15 protein-coding genes are annotated in these 19,359 nt (G+C 68.6%); 11 read left to right on the top strand and 4 right to left on the bottom strand.

The window, feature by feature from the left end; translation table 11 throughout:
- Positions 1-99: 99 nt before the first annotated feature.
- The 9 genes from pyrR (at position 100) to QZ647_RS02790 (ending at position 9,938) form a co-directional block, all read left to right on the top strand.
- Positions 100-642: a bifunctional pyr operon transcriptional regulator/uracil phosphoribosyltransferase PyrR gene (gene pyrR, locus QZ647_RS02830; RefSeq protein WP_291270724.1), complete on the top strand. Its 543-nt coding sequence runs from the start codon at positions 100-102 to the stop codon at positions 640-642.
- Positions 642-1,601, top strand: coding sequence for an aspartate carbamoyltransferase catalytic subunit (locus QZ647_RS02825; protein ID WP_286353849.1), 960 nt, complete (start codon positions 642-644; stop codon positions 1,599-1,601). Before pyrR ends, QZ647_RS02825 begins: the two co-directional genes overlap by 1 nt.
- Positions 1,601-2,092, top strand: coding sequence for a hypothetical protein (locus QZ647_RS02820; protein WP_291270723.1), 492 nt, complete (start codon positions 1,601-1,603; stop codon positions 2,090-2,092). The genes QZ647_RS02825 and QZ647_RS02820 overlap by 1 nt, the downstream gene beginning before the upstream one ends.
- A complete protein-coding gene (gpmI, locus tag QZ647_RS02815) occupies positions 2,089-3,624 on the top strand; it encodes a 2,3-bisphosphoglycerate-independent phosphoglycerate mutase (RefSeq protein WP_291270722.1) in 1,536 nt (511 codons plus the stop codon). Before QZ647_RS02820 ends, gpmI begins: the two co-directional genes overlap by 4 nt.
- Positions 3,625-3,633: 9 nt before the next feature.
- Positions 3,634-5,265: a PAS domain S-box protein gene (locus QZ647_RS02810; RefSeq protein ID WP_291270721.1), complete on the top strand. Its 1,632-nt coding sequence runs from the start codon at positions 3,634-3,636 to the stop codon at positions 5,263-5,265.
- Between the two features lie 252 nt (positions 5,266-5,517).
- Positions 5,518-6,078, top strand: a complete 561-nt coding sequence (locus tag QZ647_RS02805; protein ID WP_291270720.1) for an ATP-binding protein — start codon at positions 5,518-5,520, stop codon at positions 6,076-6,078.
- Between the two features lie 82 nt (positions 6,079-6,160).
- Positions 6,161-7,906, top strand: coding sequence for an acyl-CoA dehydrogenase family protein (locus QZ647_RS02800; protein ID WP_291270719.1), 1,746 nt, complete (start codon positions 6,161-6,163; stop codon positions 7,904-7,906).
- Positions 7,907-7,981: 75 nt separating this feature from the next.
- Positions 7,982-8,503, top strand: a complete 522-nt coding sequence (locus QZ647_RS02795) for a PAS domain-containing protein (protein ID WP_291270718.1) — start codon at positions 7,982-7,984, stop codon at positions 8,501-8,503.
- Entirely contained in the window at positions 8,478-9,938 is a 1,461-nt protein-coding gene (locus QZ647_RS02790; RefSeq protein WP_291270717.1) for a methyl-accepting chemotaxis protein, read from the top strand. The genes QZ647_RS02795 and QZ647_RS02790 overlap by 26 nt, the downstream gene beginning before the upstream one ends.
- A gap of 2 nt (positions 9,939-9,940) precedes the next feature.
- On the opposite strand, the gene QZ647_RS02785 is transcribed toward QZ647_RS02790, so the two are convergent.
- Positions 9,941-10,633: a class I SAM-dependent methyltransferase gene (locus tag QZ647_RS02785; RefSeq protein ID WP_291270716.1), complete on the bottom strand. Its 693-nt coding sequence runs from the start codon at positions 10,631-10,633 to the stop codon at positions 9,941-9,943.
- A 121-nt stretch (positions 10,634-10,754) separates the two neighbouring features.
- On the opposite strand from QZ647_RS02785, the gene QZ647_RS02780 reads away from it, so the two are divergent.
- On the top strand, positions 10,755-12,539 hold the full coding sequence (locus QZ647_RS02780; protein WP_291270715.1) for an acyl-CoA dehydrogenase family protein: 1,785 nt from the start codon (positions 10,755-10,757) through the stop codon (positions 12,537-12,539).
- A 62-nt stretch (positions 12,540-12,601) separates the two neighbouring features.
- Here QZ647_RS02780 and QZ647_RS02775 read toward each other — a convergent pair whose 3' ends face one another.
- The 3 genes from QZ647_RS02775 to QZ647_RS02765 form a co-directional block, all read right to left on the bottom strand.
- The gene (locus tag QZ647_RS02775; RefSeq protein WP_291270714.1) at positions 12,602-14,569 is read right to left on the bottom strand and encodes a DUF6600 domain-containing protein; all 1,968 of its coding nucleotides are present in this window, start codon (positions 14,567-14,569) and stop codon (positions 12,602-12,604) included.
- Positions 14,570-14,669: 100 nt separating this feature from the next.
- On the bottom strand, positions 14,670-15,398 hold the full coding sequence (locus tag QZ647_RS02770) for a hypothetical protein (RefSeq protein WP_291270713.1): 729 nt from the start codon (positions 15,396-15,398) through the stop codon (positions 14,670-14,672).
- Positions 15,374-16,153, bottom strand: coding sequence for a TatD family hydrolase (locus tag QZ647_RS02765; RefSeq protein ID WP_291270712.1), 780 nt, complete (start codon positions 16,151-16,153; stop codon positions 15,374-15,376). Before QZ647_RS02765 ends, QZ647_RS02770 begins: the two co-directional genes overlap by 25 nt.
- A gap of 76 nt (positions 16,154-16,229) precedes the next feature.
- Between QZ647_RS02765 and QZ647_RS02760 the strand changes: the two genes are divergently transcribed.
- A complete protein-coding gene (locus QZ647_RS02760) occupies positions 16,230-19,286 on the top strand; it encodes a sensor histidine kinase (protein ID WP_291270711.1) in 3,057 nt (1,018 codons plus the stop codon).
- Positions 19,287-19,359 lie beyond the last annotated feature (73 nt).

Genomic DNA, 19,359 nt, shown 5'->3' with positions numbered 1-19,359 from the left:
CCTGCAAAAGCCGGCCTGCCTCATCCTCCGTCTTAAGGCCGGGCTCGGCTAGACTTGAATCCGTGCGCGCGCCCCGCGGGGGCGCACCCCGGAGGTTCCATGCCCGAAGCCCAAGGCCCCTGCCCCATGGACCCTGGCCAGATGGACGCCGCCCTCAAGCGCCTCGCCGTCGATCTGATGGCCCGCCTCCAGCCTGAGGAGGAGGTGGTCCTCCTCGGCATCCGGTCCCGGGGCCTGCCCCTGGCCGAGCGCCTGGCCATCCTCCTCCGGGCCGCCACCGGGGCCCAGGTGCCCGTGGGCTCCCTGGACATCACCCTCTACCGGGACGACCTCACCGAAATGGTGGGCAGCCCCATCGTCCGCCCCACGGAAATCCCCTTCACGCTGAAGGAACGCACCGTCGTGCTGGTCGACGATGTCCTCTACACGGGCCGCACCGTCCGGGCCGCCCTGGACGCCCTGTTGGATCACGGACGACCCCACCGCGTCATGCTCCTGGTCCTGGCGGACCGCAGCGGCCGGGAACTGCCCATCCAGGCAGATCTGGCCGGGCTCCGGGTGGAGATCCCCCCTGGCCACCGCGTGGCGGTGAAGCTCAAGGAAATCGATGGCGAAGACAGCGTCACCGTGGAGGCCTGCTGATGACCGCGGAACGCTATGTCTTCCCCCACAAGCACTTGCTCGGCATCGAACCCCTCAGCCCCCAGGACATCACGGCCCTGCTGGACCAAGCCCGGGCCTTCGAGGAGGTCTGTGAGCGCCCCAGCATCAAGATCGTCCCGGCCCTGCGCAAGAAGCTGGTGGTGAACCTCTTCTTCGAGAACAGCACCCGCACCCGCAACAGCTTCGAGATCGCCGAGAAGCGCCTCTCGGCCGAAATCATCAACTTCGACGCCGACACCAGCAGCCTCAACAAGGGCGAGACCCTCATCGACACGGCCATGAACCTGGAGGCCATGCACCCGGACCTCATCGTCATGCGCCACAGCGCCCCCGGGGCCCATGCGCTCCTGGCCCGGCACATGAAGGCCAGCATCGTGAACGCCGGCGATGGCGCCCACGAGCACCCCACCCAGGCCCTGCTGGATGCCTACACCCTGCGCAAGCACTTCGGCAAGCTCGAGGGCCTGCGGGTGGCCATCGTGGGCGACATCCGCAACAGCCGGGTCGTGCGCTCAAACCTCTGGCTGCTCACCCGCATGGGCGCCAAGGTCACCCTCGTTGGTCCCCCCACCCTGGTGCCTCAGGAGATGAAGGCCACCTGGCCCTCCATCGACATCAGCCACGACTTCGACGCGGTGATCCCCAAGCAGGACGCCATCATGATGCTGCGCGCGCAGTTCGAGCGCGGCACCGGCGCCTACATCCCCGGCCAGGGCGAGTACAGCCGCTTCTTCCAGCTCAATCCGGCCCGCATGCAGCGCGCGAAGAAGGATGTGGTCGTCCTGCACCCCGGGCCCATCAACCGCGGCCTGGAGATCACCAGCGAGGTGGCCGACGGCCCCCGGAACCTGATCCTCGACCAGGTGACCAACGGTGTGCCCGTCCGCATGGCCGTGCTCTACCTGCTGTCCCACCCCCACGGAGAGCAGGTGCCCTAATGGCCGCTCCCGTCGAGATCCTCTCCCGTCTGCTCTGGCTCAGGGACGCGGCGGCCCTGCCGGATGCGGCCCTGGCGGGCCAGCTGGGCATCGAGCCCCAGGCCCTGGCTGCCCTGGTGAAGGCCCATCCCGGACGCTTTCCCGAAGCGCTGGTGTTCCACCTCACGGCGGCGGAGCGCCAGGCGATCCCCGAAGCTCCCGTGCTGGCCTTCACCGAGGCCGGGGCCGCCCTCCTGACCGGACTGCTGCCCGGATCGGAGGATCGGCTGCTCACCCTGCTGCCGGCCTTCGCCGAAGCCCGCCATGTCCTCACGGACCAGGCCGAGCTGTCCGCGCGCGTGGCGGCCATGGAGCAGAAGCTGGACCTGGTCCTGAAAGCCCTCCAGGGCGAAGAGGTGGAGGGCGCCCCCCCGGAACGGCCCATCGGGTTCCTCGCCGATGAGCTGCCCAAGGGATTGAAGGCCAAGCAGCGCACGACGAAGAAGGGATGACCCGCCCCATGATCCAAGGCCCCATCACCCTCCTCATCCTCGACGGTTTCGGCGATGGTCCCCGGAATGCCTTCGACGCCACCTTCGTGGCCGCCATGCCGCGCTTCAATGCTTTGCGGAAGGTCTACGCCACGACGCAGCTCCAGACCAGCGGCGAGGCCGTGGGCCTGCCCGAGGGCCAGTTCGGCAATTCGGAAGTGGGCCACATGAACCTTGGGGCCGGACGGGTGGTCTGGCAGGAGCTCACCCGCATCGACGCCGCCATCCGGCGCGGCACCTTCCGCGAGAACGCGGCCATGGGCGCCCTGCTGGCCGGTCTCAAGGCCTCGGGCCGGCGCCTGCACCTGATGGGCCTGGTGAGCGACGGGGGCGTCCACAGCCACCAGACCCACCTGGCTGCCCTGGCCCAGTGGGCCCAGGCCGAGGGCGTGCCGACGACGATCCACGCCATCACCGATGGCCGCGACACGGGCCAGAAGAGCGCCGACGGCTACCTCCAGTGGCTCGCCTTCCAGCTGCGGGCCTGCCCCCTGGTGACCCTCGGCTCGGTCTGCGGGCGCTACACGGCCATGGACCGGGACCAGCGCTGGGAGCGCACGGAGCAGGCCTGGAAGCTGTATGTGGACGGCGAAGCCCCCCACCAGGCCCCGGACGCCTTGGCCGCCCTGGCCGCCGCGTACGCCCGGGGCGAGACCGACGAGTTCGTGGCCCCGACAAAGCTCGACGCCTTTCACCCCATCGCGGACGGCGACGGGGTGCTGTTCTTCAACTTCCGCGCCGACCGGGCCCGCCAGATGTGCCATGCCCTGGTGCATCCCGCCTTCCATGGCTTCAAGCCGAAGCACCGGCCCGCGGTGAAGCTCGTCACCTTCACTGCCTACGACATCGAACTGGAGCCCTTCGTCTCGGTGGCCTACCCGCCCCAGAGCCTCGACCACATCCTCGGCGAGCTCGTCAGCGCCCAGGGCTGGAAGCAATTCCGCACCGCCGAGACCGAGAAGTACGCCCATGTGACCTACTTCTTCAACGGCGGCCGGGAAGCCCCCTTCGCGGGGGAGGAGCGCCGCCTGGTGCCCTCGCCCAAGGTGGCCACCTACGACCTGCAGCCCGAGATGAGCCTGGCGGAGGTGAGCCAGGGCCTCGAGACGGCCATCCGGTCGGGTCAGTACCGCCTGCTGGTCTGCAACCTGGCCAACCCGGACATGATCGGCCACACGGGCGACCTGGGCGCCGCCATCACCGCCTGCGAGGTCGTGGACGCCGCCATGGGCCGCCTCGCCGACGCCACCCTGGCCATGGGCGGCGCCCTCTTCATCACGGCCGACCACGGCAACTGCGAGTGCATGCGGGATGAAAGCGGCAACCCCCACACGGCCCACACCCTGAACCCCGTGCCGGCGGTGCTGGTGGCGCCGGGCTTCGAGGCCCGCCAGCTTCGCAGCGGCGGGGCCCTCCGCGATGTGGCGCCCACCCTCCTGAAGCTCTTCGGTCTGGAGCAGCCCAGTGCCATGGATGGGGTTAGTCTGATCTGACGGAACCCCATGAACGCCGCGCTTCCAACCCGCCGGGTGACCCCCACGACCTTCGCGCGGGGCATGCGGGGATTCATGATCGCCTTCCACCTGCTGATGGTGGCCTTCGCCGCGTGGGCCCTCTACCGATCGCGGAAGCACGAGGTCGAGCAGGCCTCGATCACCACCCTCAACCTTGCACAGGTGCTGGAGGAGAGCCTCAAAGGCACGATCCGCCAGATCGACCTGACCCTGCTCTCCATCAAGGAGCAGGCCGAGCACAGTCCGGGCGGCCCTTTCAACAAGAGCCTGGGGGCCTTCGCGGAGTCCCGCCTCGCCCGCCTGGGCATGGCCGATGCCCTCCGCATCACCGACCGCGAGGGCCGGGTCCTCCACGGTGCTTCCCCGGGAACCTCGACCGAGGTGGGGCGGCGGGACTTCTTCCGTGCCTTGAAGATGGATCCCCAGGCCGGCCTGGTGGTTTCCCGGCCCGCCCAGGATGCCCGGGACGGGGCCTGGGCCCTGACCCTGGCCCATCGGATCGAGGCCCCCGACGGGACTTTCGCCGGGGTGGTCTGCGCCACCCTCACCCTGGAGCAGCTCGGCCGCGCCATGTCCCTCGTGGATGTGGGCCGAAAGGGATCGATCTCCCTGCGGGGGGAGGACCTCGACCTCCTGGTCCGCTACCCCGCCTTCGCGGGGCAGGAGAAACTGATCGGCAGCACCCAGGTCTTCGGCGACTACCTGACGGCCGTGAAGAGCTCCGCCGCCACCTCCCAGTTCTCCGCCACCTCGGTGGTGGACGGCCAGCGCCGCATCTACACCCTGCGAAAGCTCGATACCCCGAGGTTCTATGTCCTGGTGGGCCTCTCGGAAGAGGACTACCTCCGCACCTGGCGGCACCAGGCCGCCTTCGCCGCGGTGGCCGTCGCCGGTCTGGTGGGCCTCACCCTGGCCATGGGCTGGCTCGCCCGGGCGGCCTGGCTGCGCCAGCTGGCGGACCAGGAACGCCTGGCGGCCCAGGAGGCCAAATACCGCCTGCTGGCCGAGAACGCCCTGGATGTCATCTGGACCATGGATCCCGACGGCCGGCTCACCTACATCAGCCCGTCCGTAGTGCGTCAGCGCGGCTGGACCCCCGAGGAGTTCCTGCTCCTGGGCTCCGAAAGCAGGGCCCTCTCCGCCAACGGGGCGACCATCATCCAGGAGCGCATGGCCCGTTCCCGCCAGGCCCTCCCAGGCACCCAGCCCTTCGAGCAGGACCTGATCCAGGCGACCGTGAACCGGAAGGATGGCCAGCAGATCCAGGTTGAGGCCCAGTGGCGGATCGTCTGGGGTGAAGACGGCCGCCTGCTGGGCTTCCAGGGCGTCACCCGGGATGTCACGGAGCGCATGCGGCTGGAGGCTGATCGGGAAAATCTGATCCGCGATCTGACGCAGGCCCTCACGGAAGTGAAGCAGCTCAGCGGCATGCTCCCCATCTGCGGCCAGTGCAAGAAGGTGCGCGACGACCAGGGCTACTGGAGCCAGATCGAAACCTACCTCTCCCAGCACACCGAAGCCACCTTCACCCACGGCCTCTGCCCTGAATGCACCGCCGCCTTCCGGCAAGAGATGCAGGCCCGGCGGGAGCAGCGGAACCCAGACGAGCCCCAAGGGTGATCAAGGGCACATTCCCCTCCGAACCATCCCCTGGATACTGGAACCATGTGGATCGGAACCCCATGAGCCCAGACCAGAACCGAAGGGCGAGGCCCAGGAGGCGCCGGGTGAGCCCGCAGCAGCAAAGGGGCACATTGCCGAAGGCGGAGCCCGTGGGACAAGGCACCGGAGGTGCCGAATGAGCCCGAAGCAGGAGCGAAGGGCCACCGTCGCGAAACGATGGCCCGCAGGGCACGGCACAGGAGGTGCCGTGTGAAGATCGCCTTCATCGGCACGCACGGGGTCGGAAAAACCACCCTCTGCTACGAACTGGCCGCGGCCCTGAAACGGGGCGGCGTCCATGTGGACATCGTCAAGGAAGTGGCGCGGCTCTCGCCCCTGCCCATCAACCGCAAGACCTCCCTGGAGGCGCAGACCTGGATCTTCATGACCCAGATCGCGGAGGAGATCCGCTCGGCCAGCCAGCACGATGTGGTGGTGTGTGACCGCAGCGTGCTGGACAACTACGCCTACATGCTGTTCGCCTTCGGTCGCCAGCGCTCCATCGAGAGCTTCATGTACCACTGGATGAAGACCTACGACCTGCTCTTCAAGGTGCCCGTGTCCGGCGAAGTCTCCGCGGACGGCGTGCGAGACACGGATGCCTTCTTCATCCGCTCCATCGACCAGCTGGTGGACAGCCTGCTGGAGGAGCGGAAGATCGCCCATGAACGGCTCCGCCCCGAGGAGCGGGCCACCTGGATCGGTCGTGTGAAGGAGGTGGTACTCGCGCACCCCAAGGGGCAGCTCCCCCTGCTGTCCGAACCCCGCTGAGCGACTTGTGATCCAGGTCCTCCATTCGGCGCTGGAGGGGTCCTGACTTCGGGTAGATGATCAGGAGGTCGGGAGGTCCGTTATGGCCGAGACCAGCATGCTGCCCGTGCGTGGTGGCAGTTTCATGTTCCACCCCGCGGGCTCCCTGCCGCAGTTCACCCCCGAGGACAGCAGCGAAGAGGCCCTCGCCATCGCCGAGGCCGCCCGGGACTTCATGAACGGCGAGGTCATGCCCCGGGATGAGGCCATCGACCACCTCGACTTGGAGCTGAACCGGGAACTGCTCGGCAAGGCCGGCGAGCTGGGCATCCTGGGCATCGAGATCCCCGAGGCCTACGGCGGCCTGGACCTCGACAAGAAGACCGCCCTCCTGGTGCTGGAGGAGATGGCCAAGCAGGCCAGCTTCTCCACCAGCTACGGGGCCCACACCAGCATCGGCACCCTGCCCATCGTCTACTTCGGGAACCACGCCCAGAAGTCGAAGTACCTGCCGAAGCTGGCGAGTGGCGAGTGGGTGGCCGCCTACGCGCTGACGGAAGCCGGCAGCGGCTCCGACGCCCTGGGCGCCAAGGCCACCGCGGTGCTGGAGGACGGTCACTGGGTGCTGAACGGCACCAAGGCCTGGATCACCAATGCCGGTTTCGCCGATGTCTTCGTCGTCTTCGCCAAGATCAACGGCACCCACCTCAGCGCCTTCATTGTGGAGCGCACCGATCCTGGTGTTAGCACCGGCGCCGAAGAGAAGAAGCTCGGCATCAAGGGCAGCTCCACCCGCACCGTCATTCTGGAGAACTGCCGCATTCCCGAGGACCGCCTGCTGGGCGGCAAGGGCAAGGGCGCCCGCATCGCCTTCGGCATCCTGAACATCGGCCGTTTCAAGCTCGGTGCCAGTTCGGCGGGGGCCGGCAAGCGGGTGCTGGAATACACCCTGAAATACGCCGGGGAGCGCACCCAGTTCGGCAAGCCGCTCACGGCCTTCGGCCTCATCCAGCAGAAGCTGGCGAACATGGCCGTGCGGATCTTCGTGGGCGAGAGCATGAACTTCCGCACCATCGGCTACCTGGACGAGGCCCTGGCCCGCACCAGCTGGGAGAGCGAGACCGCGGGCACCGACAAGATGAGGGCCATCGAGGAATACGCCGTAGAAGCTTCCATGGCCAAGGTGTGGGGCAGCGAGGCCCTCTTCGCCACCGCGGACGACGCCGTGCAGACCTTCGGCGGCGCGGGCTTCAGCGCCGAGTACCCCGCCGAGAAGATCTACCGGGACTGCCGCATCAACCGCATCTTCGAGGGCACCAACGAGATCAATCGCCTGCTCATCGCCGGCACTTTCCTCAAGCGCTGCGGGGGGCCCGAGGGACTGCCGCTGGTGGAAACCGCCGCGGCCCCCCTGGATCTCCCCGAGGATCCCTTGTTCCGCACCATCGCCCTGGCCAAGGCCCGGGCCTTGAAGGTCATCGCCTTGGCCCAGACCGACTGGGGACCAAAAATTCTCGACAATCAAGAGGCCTCCGCGCGCATCAGCAACCTGCTGCTGGAGATCTACGCCATGGAGTCGGCGGTCATCCGGGCCCGGCGCATGCTCGAAACCGGGCACCGTTGGGCCGCCCTCGCCCGGGACCTGGCCGAGGTCTACGCCCAGGAAGCCTGGAACCGCGTGCAGGGCGAGGCCCGGATGCTGGCCGCCGAGCTGGCTTCCGACGCCGTCCTCGACGCCCTGGTCGCGGATCTGCTGGCCATGCACGCCCCCAGTCCCGCCCCCCTCTCCGTCCTGCGGAACCGCATCACCCAGGCCCTGATCGAGCAGGGGAGGTACCCCCTCTCCTGACCACGGACCTCGGGGTCGTCAAAACTCACCTACCAGGCCTGAAACACCCGATACCAGTCGGGTGGAGACTCCCTCATGAGCAGCAGGCCCCAGCCGACCCAGCAGGAGCGCGTCCTGGAAGAGGATGATTTCATCGTCTCCAAGACCGACCTGAAGGGTCTGATCACCTACGGCAATCGCATCTTCATCGGCATCTCCGGCTATTCGGAGGAGGAATTGCTGGGCGCCCCCCACAACATCCTCCGGCACCCGGACATGCCCCGGTCGGTCTTCAAGCTCCTCTGGGACACGCTCCAGGCCAAGCGGGAGATCTGCGCCTATGTGAAGAACCTCGCCAAGGACGGAAGCTTCTACTGGGTCTTCGCGAACATCACGCCCTCCTTCGACCGCCGGGGCGAGGTGATCGGCTACTACTCCGTGCGCCGCAAGCCCCGGGCCGAGGCCGTGAAGGCCGTCGGCGCCCTCTACCGGACCATGCTCGACGCCGAGCGCAAGGCCGGAGACGGCCAGGCGGGCATGAAGGCCTCCCAGGCGATCCTCAACCGGACACTCGAAGAGAAGGGCATGGGCTATGAAGAATTTGTCCTTGGGCTCTAGGGTCCACCACCTCGTCGCCGCGACCCTCGGCCTGTTCCTGCTCTTCGCCTACTTCGCGGTGGGCTCGAAGGGGCTGGACCTCCGGTTGGGCCTCCTCCTGGGCCTGGTCCTCGCGCTACTCGCCCTCACGCTCTGGACGACTCATCGCATCCTGTACGCCATAGATCGGCTGGCCACGAACCTGGAGGAGGCGGCCCAGGGCAACCTGGACCAGCGGATCACCCACATCAAGAAGGGCGGCGCCACGGAGAAGCTGTCCTGGGCCCTCAACGACCTCCTGGATCAGCAGGAGGCTTACTTCCGCGAGGTCGTGTCCGCCTTCGACCACGCGAGTCGCGGCCAGACCTTCCGCATGGCCATGGACCAGGGGCTCCACGGCGCCTTCAAGGACGGCATGACCCGCATCAATGTCTCGGTGGAGAGCCTCGGTCAGGTCCAGCAGATGGCCCTGAAGGAGAAGCTCATCGCCAAGGTCACCGACCTGAACAGCGGGAACCTCATCCAGAACCTGCGCTCCATCCAGGACTACCTCCTCACCATGACGAAGGAGCTGGGCACCGTGGGCGACCTCTCCCGCGAGACGGCTGAGGACGCCGACGGCAGCCGCAGCACCATCGAAACCATCGTGGCGGACCTCAACCGGATGGCCGAGATGGTGGGCAGCACCAACGCACAGATCGAACTCATCCACGAGAAGAGCACGGAGATCACCCAGATCGTCCAGGTCATCACCGATGTGGCGGACCGCACCAACCTGCTGGCCCTGAACGCCGCCATCGAGGCCGCCCACGCCGGGGATGTGGGCAAGGGCTTCGCCGTGGTGGCCGAGGAGGTCCGCACCCTCTCCGAGAACACCAAGGATGCCGCCGCCAGCATCGCCGCCACCCTCGACTCCTTCGCCCAGGCCACCACACGGATGCTGGATGAGTCCCAGCAGGTGAAGGCGATCACCGAGAGCTCCCAGACCGCCGTCACGGCGTTCAGCAGCCGGGTCCGCCGCTTCGCGGACTCGGCGCGCACCTCGCTGCGGCAGGTGTCCCGGGCCCAGGATGTCAGCTTCGCCTCCCTGGTGAAGGTGGACCACTTCCTCTTCAAGCAGAACGGCTACCGGGCGGTGAACCAGGGCGCGGATTCTGTGGAGGCGCGGGCCGTCCAGACCGATCATCGCGGGTGCCGCCTGGGCCAGTGGTACTACGAAGGCCAGGGCTTGCAGCAGTTCTCCCAGGTGCCCTCCTACTCCCGGCTGGAGGCCCCGCACGCCCAGGTCCACGGGCACATCCACGAGGCCGTCACCCTTCTCGCGCAGCGCTGGCAGAGCGACCCGAACATCCAGCTGCGCGTGGTCTCCCACTTCGAGCAGGCCGAGCGGGCCAGCGAGGAGGTGGTGGCCATCATCGACCGCATGGTGGACGAGCGCCACCAGCTGGGGGCCTGAACCTACTTCAAGCCCGTGTGCAGGGCCACGATGCCCCCCGTGAGGTTCGTCCAGCTCACCTGGCGGAAGCCCGCGGCCTCCAGCTCGGTGGCCAGGGCCCGCTGGTCGGGGAAGGTCCGGATGCTCTCGGGGAGGTAGGTGTAGGCCGAGCCGTCGCCGCTGATCCAGGCACCAATGCGGGGCAGCACACGCAGGCTGTACCAGTCGTAGAAGGCCTTGAGGCCCGGAAGCACGGGCGTGCTGAACTCCAGGATGGTGAGCTGGCCGCCGGGGCGCAGCACGCGCAGGAACTCGGCGTAGGCCCGGGTCCGGTCCTCCACATTGCGGATGCCATAGCAGATGGTGAGGCCGTCGAAGCTGGCGTCCCGGAAGGGCAGCCGCTGGGCATCCGCATCGCTGGAGGCCCAGATCAGACCCGCGAAGCCTTTCCGGCGGAACTTGGCCGGCCCCAGGCGCAGCATCGCATGTGTGAAGTCGGTGCTGACCACTTCCGCCCCGCGGCGGGCCAGGGCCAAGCTGGAGTCGCCGGTACCCGCGGCCACATCCAGGAAGCGCTTTCCGGCGGCCGCGCCCGACTTCCGCGCCATGCGCCACCACCACCAGAAGTCCACGCCACCGGAGAGCACATGGTTCAAGACATCGTACTTCCCGGCGATGGCCGAGAACATCTGCTGCACTTGCCTGCCTTCCGGCATCCAACCTCCTGGGAACTTCCATTGAAGCAGACCCGCGCCTGACCGCGTTGACCGAAGGTAGAGGCTAGCCAAGCCGCCCCCTCCCGCCCATCGTGATCCCTACCCAATCTGGAGGACAGAGATGAGCACCACCGCTGCAGAGCAGGTCAAGGGGGGCAGTTTCCTCATGACCCCCATCGGGGCCCTGCCCCAGTTCACCCCCGAGGAATTCGGCGACGACGCCAAGGAATTCGCCCGGGCCGCCCGGGATTTCATCCAGGGCGAAGTGCTGCCCCGGGATGAGCAGATCGACAAGCTGGACCTCCCCCTCACCATCGAGCTCATGAAGAAGGCCGGCGAACTGGGACTGCTGGGCCTGGAGATCCCCGAAGCCTACGACGGCATGGATGTGGACAAACGGTCCGCCATGCTCGTGCTCGAGGAGATGAGCAAGCAGGGCAGCTTTGCCGTGAGCTACAGCGCCAACACCGGCATCGGCACCCTGCCCATCGTCTACTTCGGCACCGAGGCCCAGAAGAAGCATTACCTGCCCAAGCTGGCCACGGGCGAGTGGCTGGCCGCCTACGCCCTCACCGAGGCCGGCAGCGGCTCCGATGCCCTGGGCGCCAAGGCCACCGCCGTGCTGGACGGCGACAACTGGGTGCTCAACGGCACCAAGATGTGGATCACCAACGCCGGTTTCGCCGATGTCTTCATCATCTTCGCCAAGGTGGACGGCCAGCACTTCAGCGCCTTCATCGTCGAAAAGAACGACCCCGGCATCAGCACGGGTGCCGAGGAGAAGAAGCTCGGCATCAAGGGCAGCTCCACCCGCACCGTCATCCTGGAGAACTGCCGCATCCCCAAGGACCGCCTGCTGGGTGAGCTGGGCAAGGGCCACAAGATCGCCTTCGGCATCCTCAACATCGGCCGCTTCAAGCTGGGCGTGGGCAGCCAGGGCGGCATGAAGCGGATTCTGGAATACGCCATCAAGTACACCTCGGAACGCCAGCAGTTCGGGAAGCCCATCAACTCGTTCGGGCTCATCCAGCAGAAGCTGGCGGACATGGCCACCAAGATCTTCGTCTGCGAGGCCCTGAACTTCCGGACCACCGGCTACATCGACGAGGCCCTGCACGCCACCAGCTGGGACAGCCCCACCGCCGGCGCCGACAAGATGGCCGCCATCGACCAGTACACCATCGAGTGCAGCATCTCCAAGGTGTGGGCCAGTGAGGCCCTCTTCTCGGTGGCGGATGAGGCCGTGCAGGCCTTCGGCGGCTACGGCTTCAGCGCCGAATATCCTCCCGAGAAGGCCCTGCGCGACTGCCGCATCAACCGCATCTTCGAGGGCACCAACGAGATCAACCGCCTCCTCATCGCCGGCACGCTGCTCAAGCGCGCCATGAAGAACGAGCTGCCCCTCATGCAGTTCGGCCAGCAGGTGGCCAAGGAGATCTCGAACCCGCCCAAGGCCGAGAGCTTCACGGGCCCCCTGGCCCGCCTGAAGCATGGCGTCGAGCTCAGCAAGCGCCAGTGCATGCTGGCCGCGGGCCTCGCCGTGCAGGTGCTGGGGCAGAAGCTCATCGACAACCAGGAAGTCATGGCCCGCATGAGCAACATGCTCATGGAGATCTACGCCATGGAAAGCGCCGTGGTGCGCGCCGAACGCATGGTCGAGTCCGGCCACCGCTGGGCCCAGATCGCCCGCGACATCACCGAGCTCTATGTCAACGAGAGCTGGCACAAGGTCCATGGCGACGCCCGCATGCTCTGCGCGGATGTGGTCGAGGGCGAAGCCCTGCGCCACGCCTTGGCCGGCGTGAGGGCCTTCACCGAGTTCCACCCCACCAGCAGCGCCCGCCTGCGTGGCCGCATCGCCTCGGAACTGATCCAGAAGGGCAGCTACCCGGTCGATGTGATCTGATCCCGCCCGCAGCCGCACATGCAGAAGGGGCCCCATTGGGGCCCCTTCTGGTTGAGGTGGGATCAGCGCCGGATCTCGCGGCCCCCGCCCCGGCCCTCACCACCGGAGGGGCGGGAAGGCGCCGGCTCGGACCGCGGCTCGGGCCGGGGCTCGGGCCGGGGCTCGGGAGCGGACTCCCGGGGCCTCTCGCGGGGCGGCTCGGCCCGGGGTGCGGGCCGGGATTCCCGTTCCACTTGCCGCGGCTGGGGGTCGGGCCGCCGCTCTTCCCGGTTGATCTGGGGACGGGATTCGATCGGGCGGGATTCTGCCGGCCGCGACCGGGGGGCCGCCTCGATGCGCCGCTCTTCCGCGGGACGCGGTTCGACGGCGCGTTCGCGCGGACGGGGCTCCACGGCGCGCTCGCGGGGAGCCGGATCCACTCGCCGCTCCTCGGTCCGGGGACGGGATTCCACGCCCCGGTCCCGGGGGGTCGGGTCGACCCGGCGGTCCTGCGGTGTGGCGACCTCGCGGCCACGCTCCGCGGGGCGCTCCTCGTGGACGCGTTCGCGCGGGCCCAGGGGGCGCTCGGATCCCTGGATCCGGCTGCGGTCTTCAAAGGGCGCCCGGACGCCGCCGCCCACCGGGGAACCCGGACGGACATCCCCGGCGGGTCCCACCGGAGCGGGGGTGCGTCGGATGATGGTGCGTCCCGTGGTGGCCTGGGCCTGGCGCTCGTAGGCCATCAGGCGGTCCCGGTTCACATCGCGCTGGAAGGCCGACTGCATCTGGCCGGGATTGCGGAACTCCGCCTGGGAGACGACCAGGGGCGAGCGCTGCCAGGGCGCGCGGAGATCCCGGCCGCCGCCCGTCCAGGTGGTGCCGCCGGTGGCGCCGTTGAAGCCCCGGAGGACCGTGGCGTCCGAGTAGATCCGCGTGTGTACATGCGGTGCGTTGATGTAGTTGATGGACACCACATTCCAGGCGTAGCCGCCGCCCCAGGCGCCGTAGCCCCAGTGGCAGGGCGTGTTGTAGTAGCCCAGGGGCGCCCAGCCGTAGTAACCGGGCGTGTGGTTCCAGGCCACCCAGGCGGGACTGTAGTAGACGCCGGGGATCCAGAACCAGCCCACGCCCAAGCTCCAGTGCCAGCGGCCATGGTGGTAGGCCACATAGGCCCAGGGCTCGTCGGAGACCCAGGTCATACCGCCTGAATAGGGGGCCCAGCGACCCTGGTAGTAGGGGCGCCAGTCCTCGGCGACGCCGTTGGGCTGCCAGACCCAGCCGAACTCGCCGGAATTGACCCAGCGGCCGTGGTCGTCGAGGTCGTCGGCGTAGTAACGGATCTCGGAGGGGACACGGTCCCAGCTCTCGCCACGCTTGATGACCACCGCGCGCTCGCTCCACCGGTCGAAATCGTCGCCATCGTAAGTGTTGAAGCTGCGCACCCGGTCCAGACCGTCCTGGGGGCTGTACACCGTCAGGCGCTCTCCGGCGGCGACGCGGGCTTCGCCCCGGTCATTGGCGAAGGTCACCCGGCCGGTGTGGACCTTCAGGCGGACGATGCGGTCCCGCTCGGCCTCCACCGTGAAGGCGCCCTTGTCGAAGCAGGTGGCGGTACCCGAAGGCGTATCCACCCGGAAGCGGGCGTCGGACTGCCCGCCCAGCAGCACGCGGAGCCGGCCGTAGTCCAAGCGGAGCAACACCTGCTTTTCACCCTTGCGGTCGGTGAAGAGGGTCGCGACGGTGAAGCGCGTGGCGCCACCGAACGCGATCCGGGTGCCATCGCCCAGTTGCAGAACGCCACGACCGCGGCTTTCCACGACATCGCCCTCGGCGATGGGGGTGCCCCGGCTCAGGGTTTCGTCCAGGTCGCCCTTCCGGATGCGGACATCCCCCTCCAGGGCCCTCACCATGGCATAGCGTTCGGGAGCTTCGCCCTGGTAGGTGTCATCGTCGGCCGGGACCGAGGCTGGGGCCTGGGGTGCGGCGCTCACGAAGGCCGCGGGAAGCAGGAGTGCCGCTGCGAGCCGGGTAGAGGTGAAGGTCGCGTTCATGGAGCCTCCGCTGGAATGGAATGCCGGGACCCTAAAGGTCGGTTCCGGGGAATGAGACAGCCAGGGTCGTGCCAGTTCCTAAGTCTTCAGTCTTCAGTCTTCAGTCTTTGGGGAAGGGCGCGAGCGCGGTGCCGGCCTTGGGTGGATCCGGGTGGGGGCCCAGGGCCGCCAACCGGGGCAGCAGGCCCATCCAGGGGATGGACCACCGACGGGGGGCGCCCTTCTCCACATCGCCCGCCGCCACCTCCAGCCGGTCGGGGAGGAAGCGGATCCGGAGGTCTCTCCCCGGAGGCAGCGGCAGATGGATCACCCGGGCCGTGGCGGGATGCACCACGCTGAGAAATCCCTCGCCATCCTCCAGCACCCAGAGCAGACCCCGGAGGAAGGGCCGGAAATCATCCGCGCACCATCGCAGGTTGCCGAACCCCCCGGTCAGGGCGGAATCCGTGGGGAACCCCCAGGCACCCGAGGGCACCGCCAGGGGGACGCCCCCATCCCGCCAGACCCGCAGGGGGCGGCCGGGCAGACCGATCTGCAGGCGGATCAGACCCCGCGCATCGCTGATCCGCAGGGTGCCGTCACCGGACAAGTGGATGATCATGGGCCCGCTGGAGGCTTCAGGCAGGGACGGGGTTCCCTGGGGCGCCACCCAGGGCTCCGCCTGCCAGCCGAGGGGGGAGGCATGTTCCCAGGGCAGGGAGGGGCGGCCCTGCACAGCGGCCACCTCGCCCTGCCCTGGGAGCGACCCTGGCAGCGGAGGCGGGGCGGCAGTCAGAGTCGAGGCGGCCGCCAGGGCCGCGGCGCTCAGGAAGAGGGTGCCCAGCCGCACAGGGCCTCCAGGTTGCGGGTGGTGAGTTCGGCGAGCTTCCCCGGGGAGATGCCCCGCAGTCCGGCCACGGCTTCAGCCGTGAAGCGCACGAAGCCGGGTTCGTTGGGCTTCCCGCGGTACGGCACCGGGGCCAGGAAGGGCGCGTCGGTCTCCACCAGGATGCGGTCTGCGGGCGCCCAGGCCGCCACCTCGCGCACCGCTTCGGCCTTCTTGAAGGTGGCGATGCCCGAGAAGCTCAGGTAGAAGCCGAGGTCGAGGGCCCTGGCCGCGAAGGCGCGGTCTTCGCTGAAGCAATGGATGATGCCCTTCACCCGGTCGGCGCCCTCCTCCTCCAGGACCCGCAGGGTGGCCTCCGGCGCGGACCGGGTGTGGATCATGAGCGGTTTGCCCAGAGCCAGGGCCAGGCGGATCTGGGCGCGAAACACGGCTTCCTGCTCATCCCGGGGGCTCAGATCGTAGTGCCAGTCCAGGCCGGTCTCCCCGATGAAGCGGACGGAGGGATCCGCCGCCAGGGCCGCCAGGGCGGCCCCGGTTTCCGGCGTCCAGGTCTTCGCTTCATGGGGATGCACGCCCAGGCTGGCCTGGACACCCGGCAGCTGATGGGCCAAGGCCAGCACCACGCTGGAATCTTCCAGATCCGTGCCCACGGCGATGAACCCGGTCACCCCCTCGGCCCGGGCGCGGGCCAAGGTGGCCTCGATCTGGTCCTGGGCCAGGTAGCTCCCCGTGAGATGGCAGTGCGCGTCCACAAGCATGCTTTCATAGTCCCATGCCACACCGGAATCACGCCAAGCCCCTTGCGTGCCGATGGTGTCTCCACAGATAAGAACCATGCTCCCTCGACGCACCATCCTCCTCTGGCTTTGGCTGGGCTTCACCACGGCCATCCTGCCCCTCCTGGGACAGCAGCCCGCCTTCCGCCGCTACGGGCTGAGGGATGGGCTCCCCCAGAGCCAGGTCACCGCCTTGCTGGAGGACCACCGGGGCTTCCTGTGGGTGGGCACCAACACCGGCGGCGTGGCGCGCTTGGGAGCCTCGGGGTTCCGGACCTTCGCCGGGCCCCAGGGGCTCAAGGCCTTGTTCATCCGGGGGCTCATGGAAGATGCCTCTGGCGGCATCTGGGTCGCCAGCCAGGAAGGCGTCTCCGAAATCCGCGGTGAAACCGTCCTGAACTACGGCCCGGCCCAGGGGCTGGAGACTTCCGATGCCGTCGCCTTGGGCCTGGATGATCAGGACCGCGTGCTGGTGGGCACCCGCCGGGGGCTGTTCCGGCTGGAGGCCGGCCGCTTCCACACCGTGCAGCTGCCGGCGCCCTGGCCCGGCGGCCCCATCCGGCGGCTGGCCCGAGACCACGCCAAGGGACTTTGGATCGTGGGCCAGGACACCCTTGTGGCCCGCTGGGATGCCCAGGGCCTCCACCCGTATCCCCTGCCGCCCACGCCCGCCGGGACCCGCATCCGCGATCTGCAGGTGGATCCGAAGGGACGGGCCTGGCTCCTGCTGGACACCGCGCTCCTGCGCATGGAGCGGGGCCAGTGGGTGAAGGAGCCGCTGGCGAACCTGCCGCCTTCTCCCCGCATGGTCAGCCTGCGCTTCGATGCGCGGGGGGACGGCTACCAGATCACCCTGGGCGGCGACGGCGTGCTGGTGAAGGAGGAGGGCCAGCATGCCCGGCTGCTGACCGCCGCCATGGGCCTGCCAAGAGATCGGATCTTCGTCGCCATGCGCGACCGTCGCGGGGTGCTCTGGGTGGGCTCCGACGGCGACGGCCTCGCGGCTCAGGCGCTGCCCGGGCTCTGGACCGTGGACGGCGCTGCCCAGCTGGCGGGCAAAGACCTGGCCGCCGTCACCGCCGTGCAGGAACTGGGCGGTGGGCGTTACCTCTTGGGCTCCAGCACGGGCCTCTACCAGGTGGACGAGGGACGGGGGCTCACCGGGCACTGGACCACCGCCAACGGCATGCCGGCCAACCCGATCTGGGAGTTGCTCCAGGACGGGCGCGGCGGCGTGTGGGTGGGCACGGACCGCGGTCTCGCCCATTGGAAAGCGGGGCGCGTGGCTTCGGCCGGCCCGAAGGAGATGTCCCGGGTGGCCGTCCTGACCTTGATCCACCATGCCGGGACGATCCTCGCCGGTACCGATCAGGGGCTCTTTGAACTCGATCTCCAGGGCCGCCTGCGCGCCCACCTCCGCCTGCCTCCGGAGATCGGCGAGGAGTCGATTCCGGACATCCTCCCCTACCAGGGCCGCCTGCTGCTGGCCACCTCGTCGGGCCTCTGGGAGCGTGTGGATGGGCGCCTCCAGCGCAGCTTCACCGACGCGCCCTTCGCCGCCTCCACGGTGACCGCCATCACGCTGGATGCCCGCGGGCGCCTCTGGATCGGCACCATGAAGGGCCTGCATGTCTGGATGGACGGCCACTGGGCCAGCTTCGGCATTGCGGACGGCCTGCCGGACGAGGGCATCAACTTCATCGTGGATGTGGGCCAGGGACGCATGGCCATCGGCCACAACAAGGGCGTGACTTTCCTCGAGGGACGCTCCCTCCACCACCTGAGTCGAAGCCAGGGCCTGATTTCCGAAGAAACGAACCACGACGGGTTCCTGCTGGATTCCAAGGGGCGCTTCTGGATCGGCATGATCGGCGGGGTCTGCATCCTGCAGGATGTCCGGACTTTCCGGAACGCCCCCTTGCCCGCGCCCGCCCTGCTCGAAGTGCGGTGGCCGGGCGGATCCCAGGTGCCCCCGGTCACCGCCCAGGTGCCGCCCCGCCCCGACTTCCTCGATCTCAGCTTCGACACGGGGGATCCTCTGGTGCCCTCCCGGATCTCCTACCAGGCCTACCTGCAGGGCGTGGATGACGGTTGGCGGCCCGTGAGCCAGAGCCTCACGCTCCAGTACCGGAACCTCAAGGCGGGCTTCTACCGGTTCCACCTCCGGGCCTCCACCGATGGCGTGACCTGGACTGAAGGCGCTCCGGTCTCCATCGAGGTGGCGCCGGCCTGGTACGAGCGCTGGCTCGTGCGGGGCCTGCTGGGCCTCGCCCTCGTCGCCCTGCTGGGCTGGATCCTCTGGCTGCGCGTTCACGCCCTCGCCCAGAGGGCCCGCGACCTGGAGGAGACCATCGAGGACCGCACCCTCCTGCTCGCCCGCCAGAACCGCGCCCTGGAACAGGCCCACCAGCAGATCAAGCGCAGCCTGGAAGAGCGGCTGAAGCTGCTGGACATGGTCACGCACGATCTCCGCTCGCCGCTCACCACGATCCTCCTCACCCTCGACCGCCTGCACGACCTCGTCCCCGGCCACACCAACCTCCTCGATGTGATGGAGCGGGAGGCCAACCGCATCGAGGCGCTGGCTCGGAACCTGCTCGACCAGAGCCGGTCCGAGGCACTGCTCCAGAGCCTCAAGCTGGTACCGATCCCGCCTGCGGAGGTCACCGAGGGCTTCGAGGAGGTGCTGCGGCTCAAGACGGAAGCCGCGGGCCTCCACTTCCATCTGGAGATCTCCCCCGAGACCGAGCGGGTCGACATCCTGGCCGACCCCGCCACCCTCCAGCAGGTGATGCTCAACCTCTTCGAGAACGCCCTCAAGTTCACGCCGGAAGGCGGCCAGGTGGGCCTCCGGTCCACGGTGGACCGGGCCGGGGCCGCCTGGGTCCTTGAGGTCTGGGACACGGGCCGCGGCCTAGATCCGGCCAAGATCCAGGAACTGCTCCAGCCCTTCGGACAGACCCAGGCCGGGGATGCCGCCAAGGGCTGGGGGCTGGGACTCTCCATCTGCCAGAGCATCGTCGATGCCCACCACGGCGAGCTGAAGATCGACAGCGAACCTGGCCAGGGCGCGCGGTTCCGGGTGGTCCTGCCCCTCTGCACCGAAACCCCCTGATCCCTGGGCTGTGATCGAGGGCAAAACCGCCGCACGGCCTCCGGCCACTCCGCGCATGCTGGATGGATCCGGA

The organism is Geothrix sp., from assembly GCF_020622065.1.
In the GTDB taxonomy this organism is placed as follows: domain Bacteria; phylum Acidobacteriota; class Holophagae; order Holophagales; family Holophagaceae; genus Geothrix.
Note: the sequence above shows the minus strand (reverse complement) of the source record. Positions and strands in the feature narration are given on the sequence as shown.

Excerpts from the sequence above, each read along its gene's own strand:
- pyrR (WP_291270724.1), top strand. The coding sequence starts at position 100 with ATGCCCGAAGCCCAAGGCCCCTGCCCCATGGACCCTGGCCAGATGGAC.
- QZ647_RS02820 (WP_291270723.1), top strand. The coding sequence starts at position 1,601 with ATGGCCGCTCCCGTCGAGATCCTCTCCCGTCTGCTCTGGCTCAGGGAC.
- QZ647_RS02785 (WP_291270716.1), bottom strand. The coding sequence starts at position 10,633 with ATGCCGGAAGGCAGGCAAGTGCAGCAGATGTTCTCGGCCATCGCCGGG.
- QZ647_RS02790 (WP_291270717.1), top strand. The coding sequence starts at position 8,478 with ATGAAGAATTTGTCCTTGGGCTCTAGGGTCCACCACCTCGTCGCCGCG.
- QZ647_RS02800 (WP_291270719.1), top strand. The coding sequence starts at position 6,161 with ATGGCCGAGACCAGCATGCTGCCCGTGCGTGGTGGCAGTTTCATGTTC.
- QZ647_RS02795 (WP_291270718.1), top strand. The coding sequence starts at position 7,982 with ATGAGCAGCAGGCCCCAGCCGACCCAGCAGGAGCGCGTCCTGGAAGAG.
- QZ647_RS02765 (WP_291270712.1), bottom strand. The coding sequence starts at position 16,153 with ATGCTTGTGGACGCGCACTGCCATCTCACGGGGAGCTACCTGGCCCAG.
- QZ647_RS02775 (WP_291270714.1), bottom strand. The coding sequence starts at position 14,569 with ATGAACGCGACCTTCACCTCTACCCGGCTCGCAGCGGCACTCCTGCTT.
- QZ647_RS02825 (WP_286353849.1), top strand. The coding sequence starts at position 642 with ATGACCGCGGAACGCTATGTCTTCCCCCACAAGCACTTGCTCGGCATC.
- QZ647_RS02810 (WP_291270721.1), top strand. The coding sequence starts at position 3,634 with ATGAACGCCGCGCTTCCAACCCGCCGGGTGACCCCCACGACCTTCGCG.
- QZ647_RS02780 (WP_291270715.1), top strand. The coding sequence starts at position 10,755 with ATGAGCACCACCGCTGCAGAGCAGGTCAAGGGGGGCAGTTTCCTCATG.
- QZ647_RS02760 (WP_291270711.1), top strand. The coding sequence starts at position 16,230 with ATGCTCCCTCGACGCACCATCCTCCTCTGGCTTTGGCTGGGCTTCACC.
- gpmI (WP_291270722.1), top strand. The coding sequence starts at position 2,089 with ATGACCCGCCCCATGATCCAAGGCCCCATCACCCTCCTCATCCTCGAC.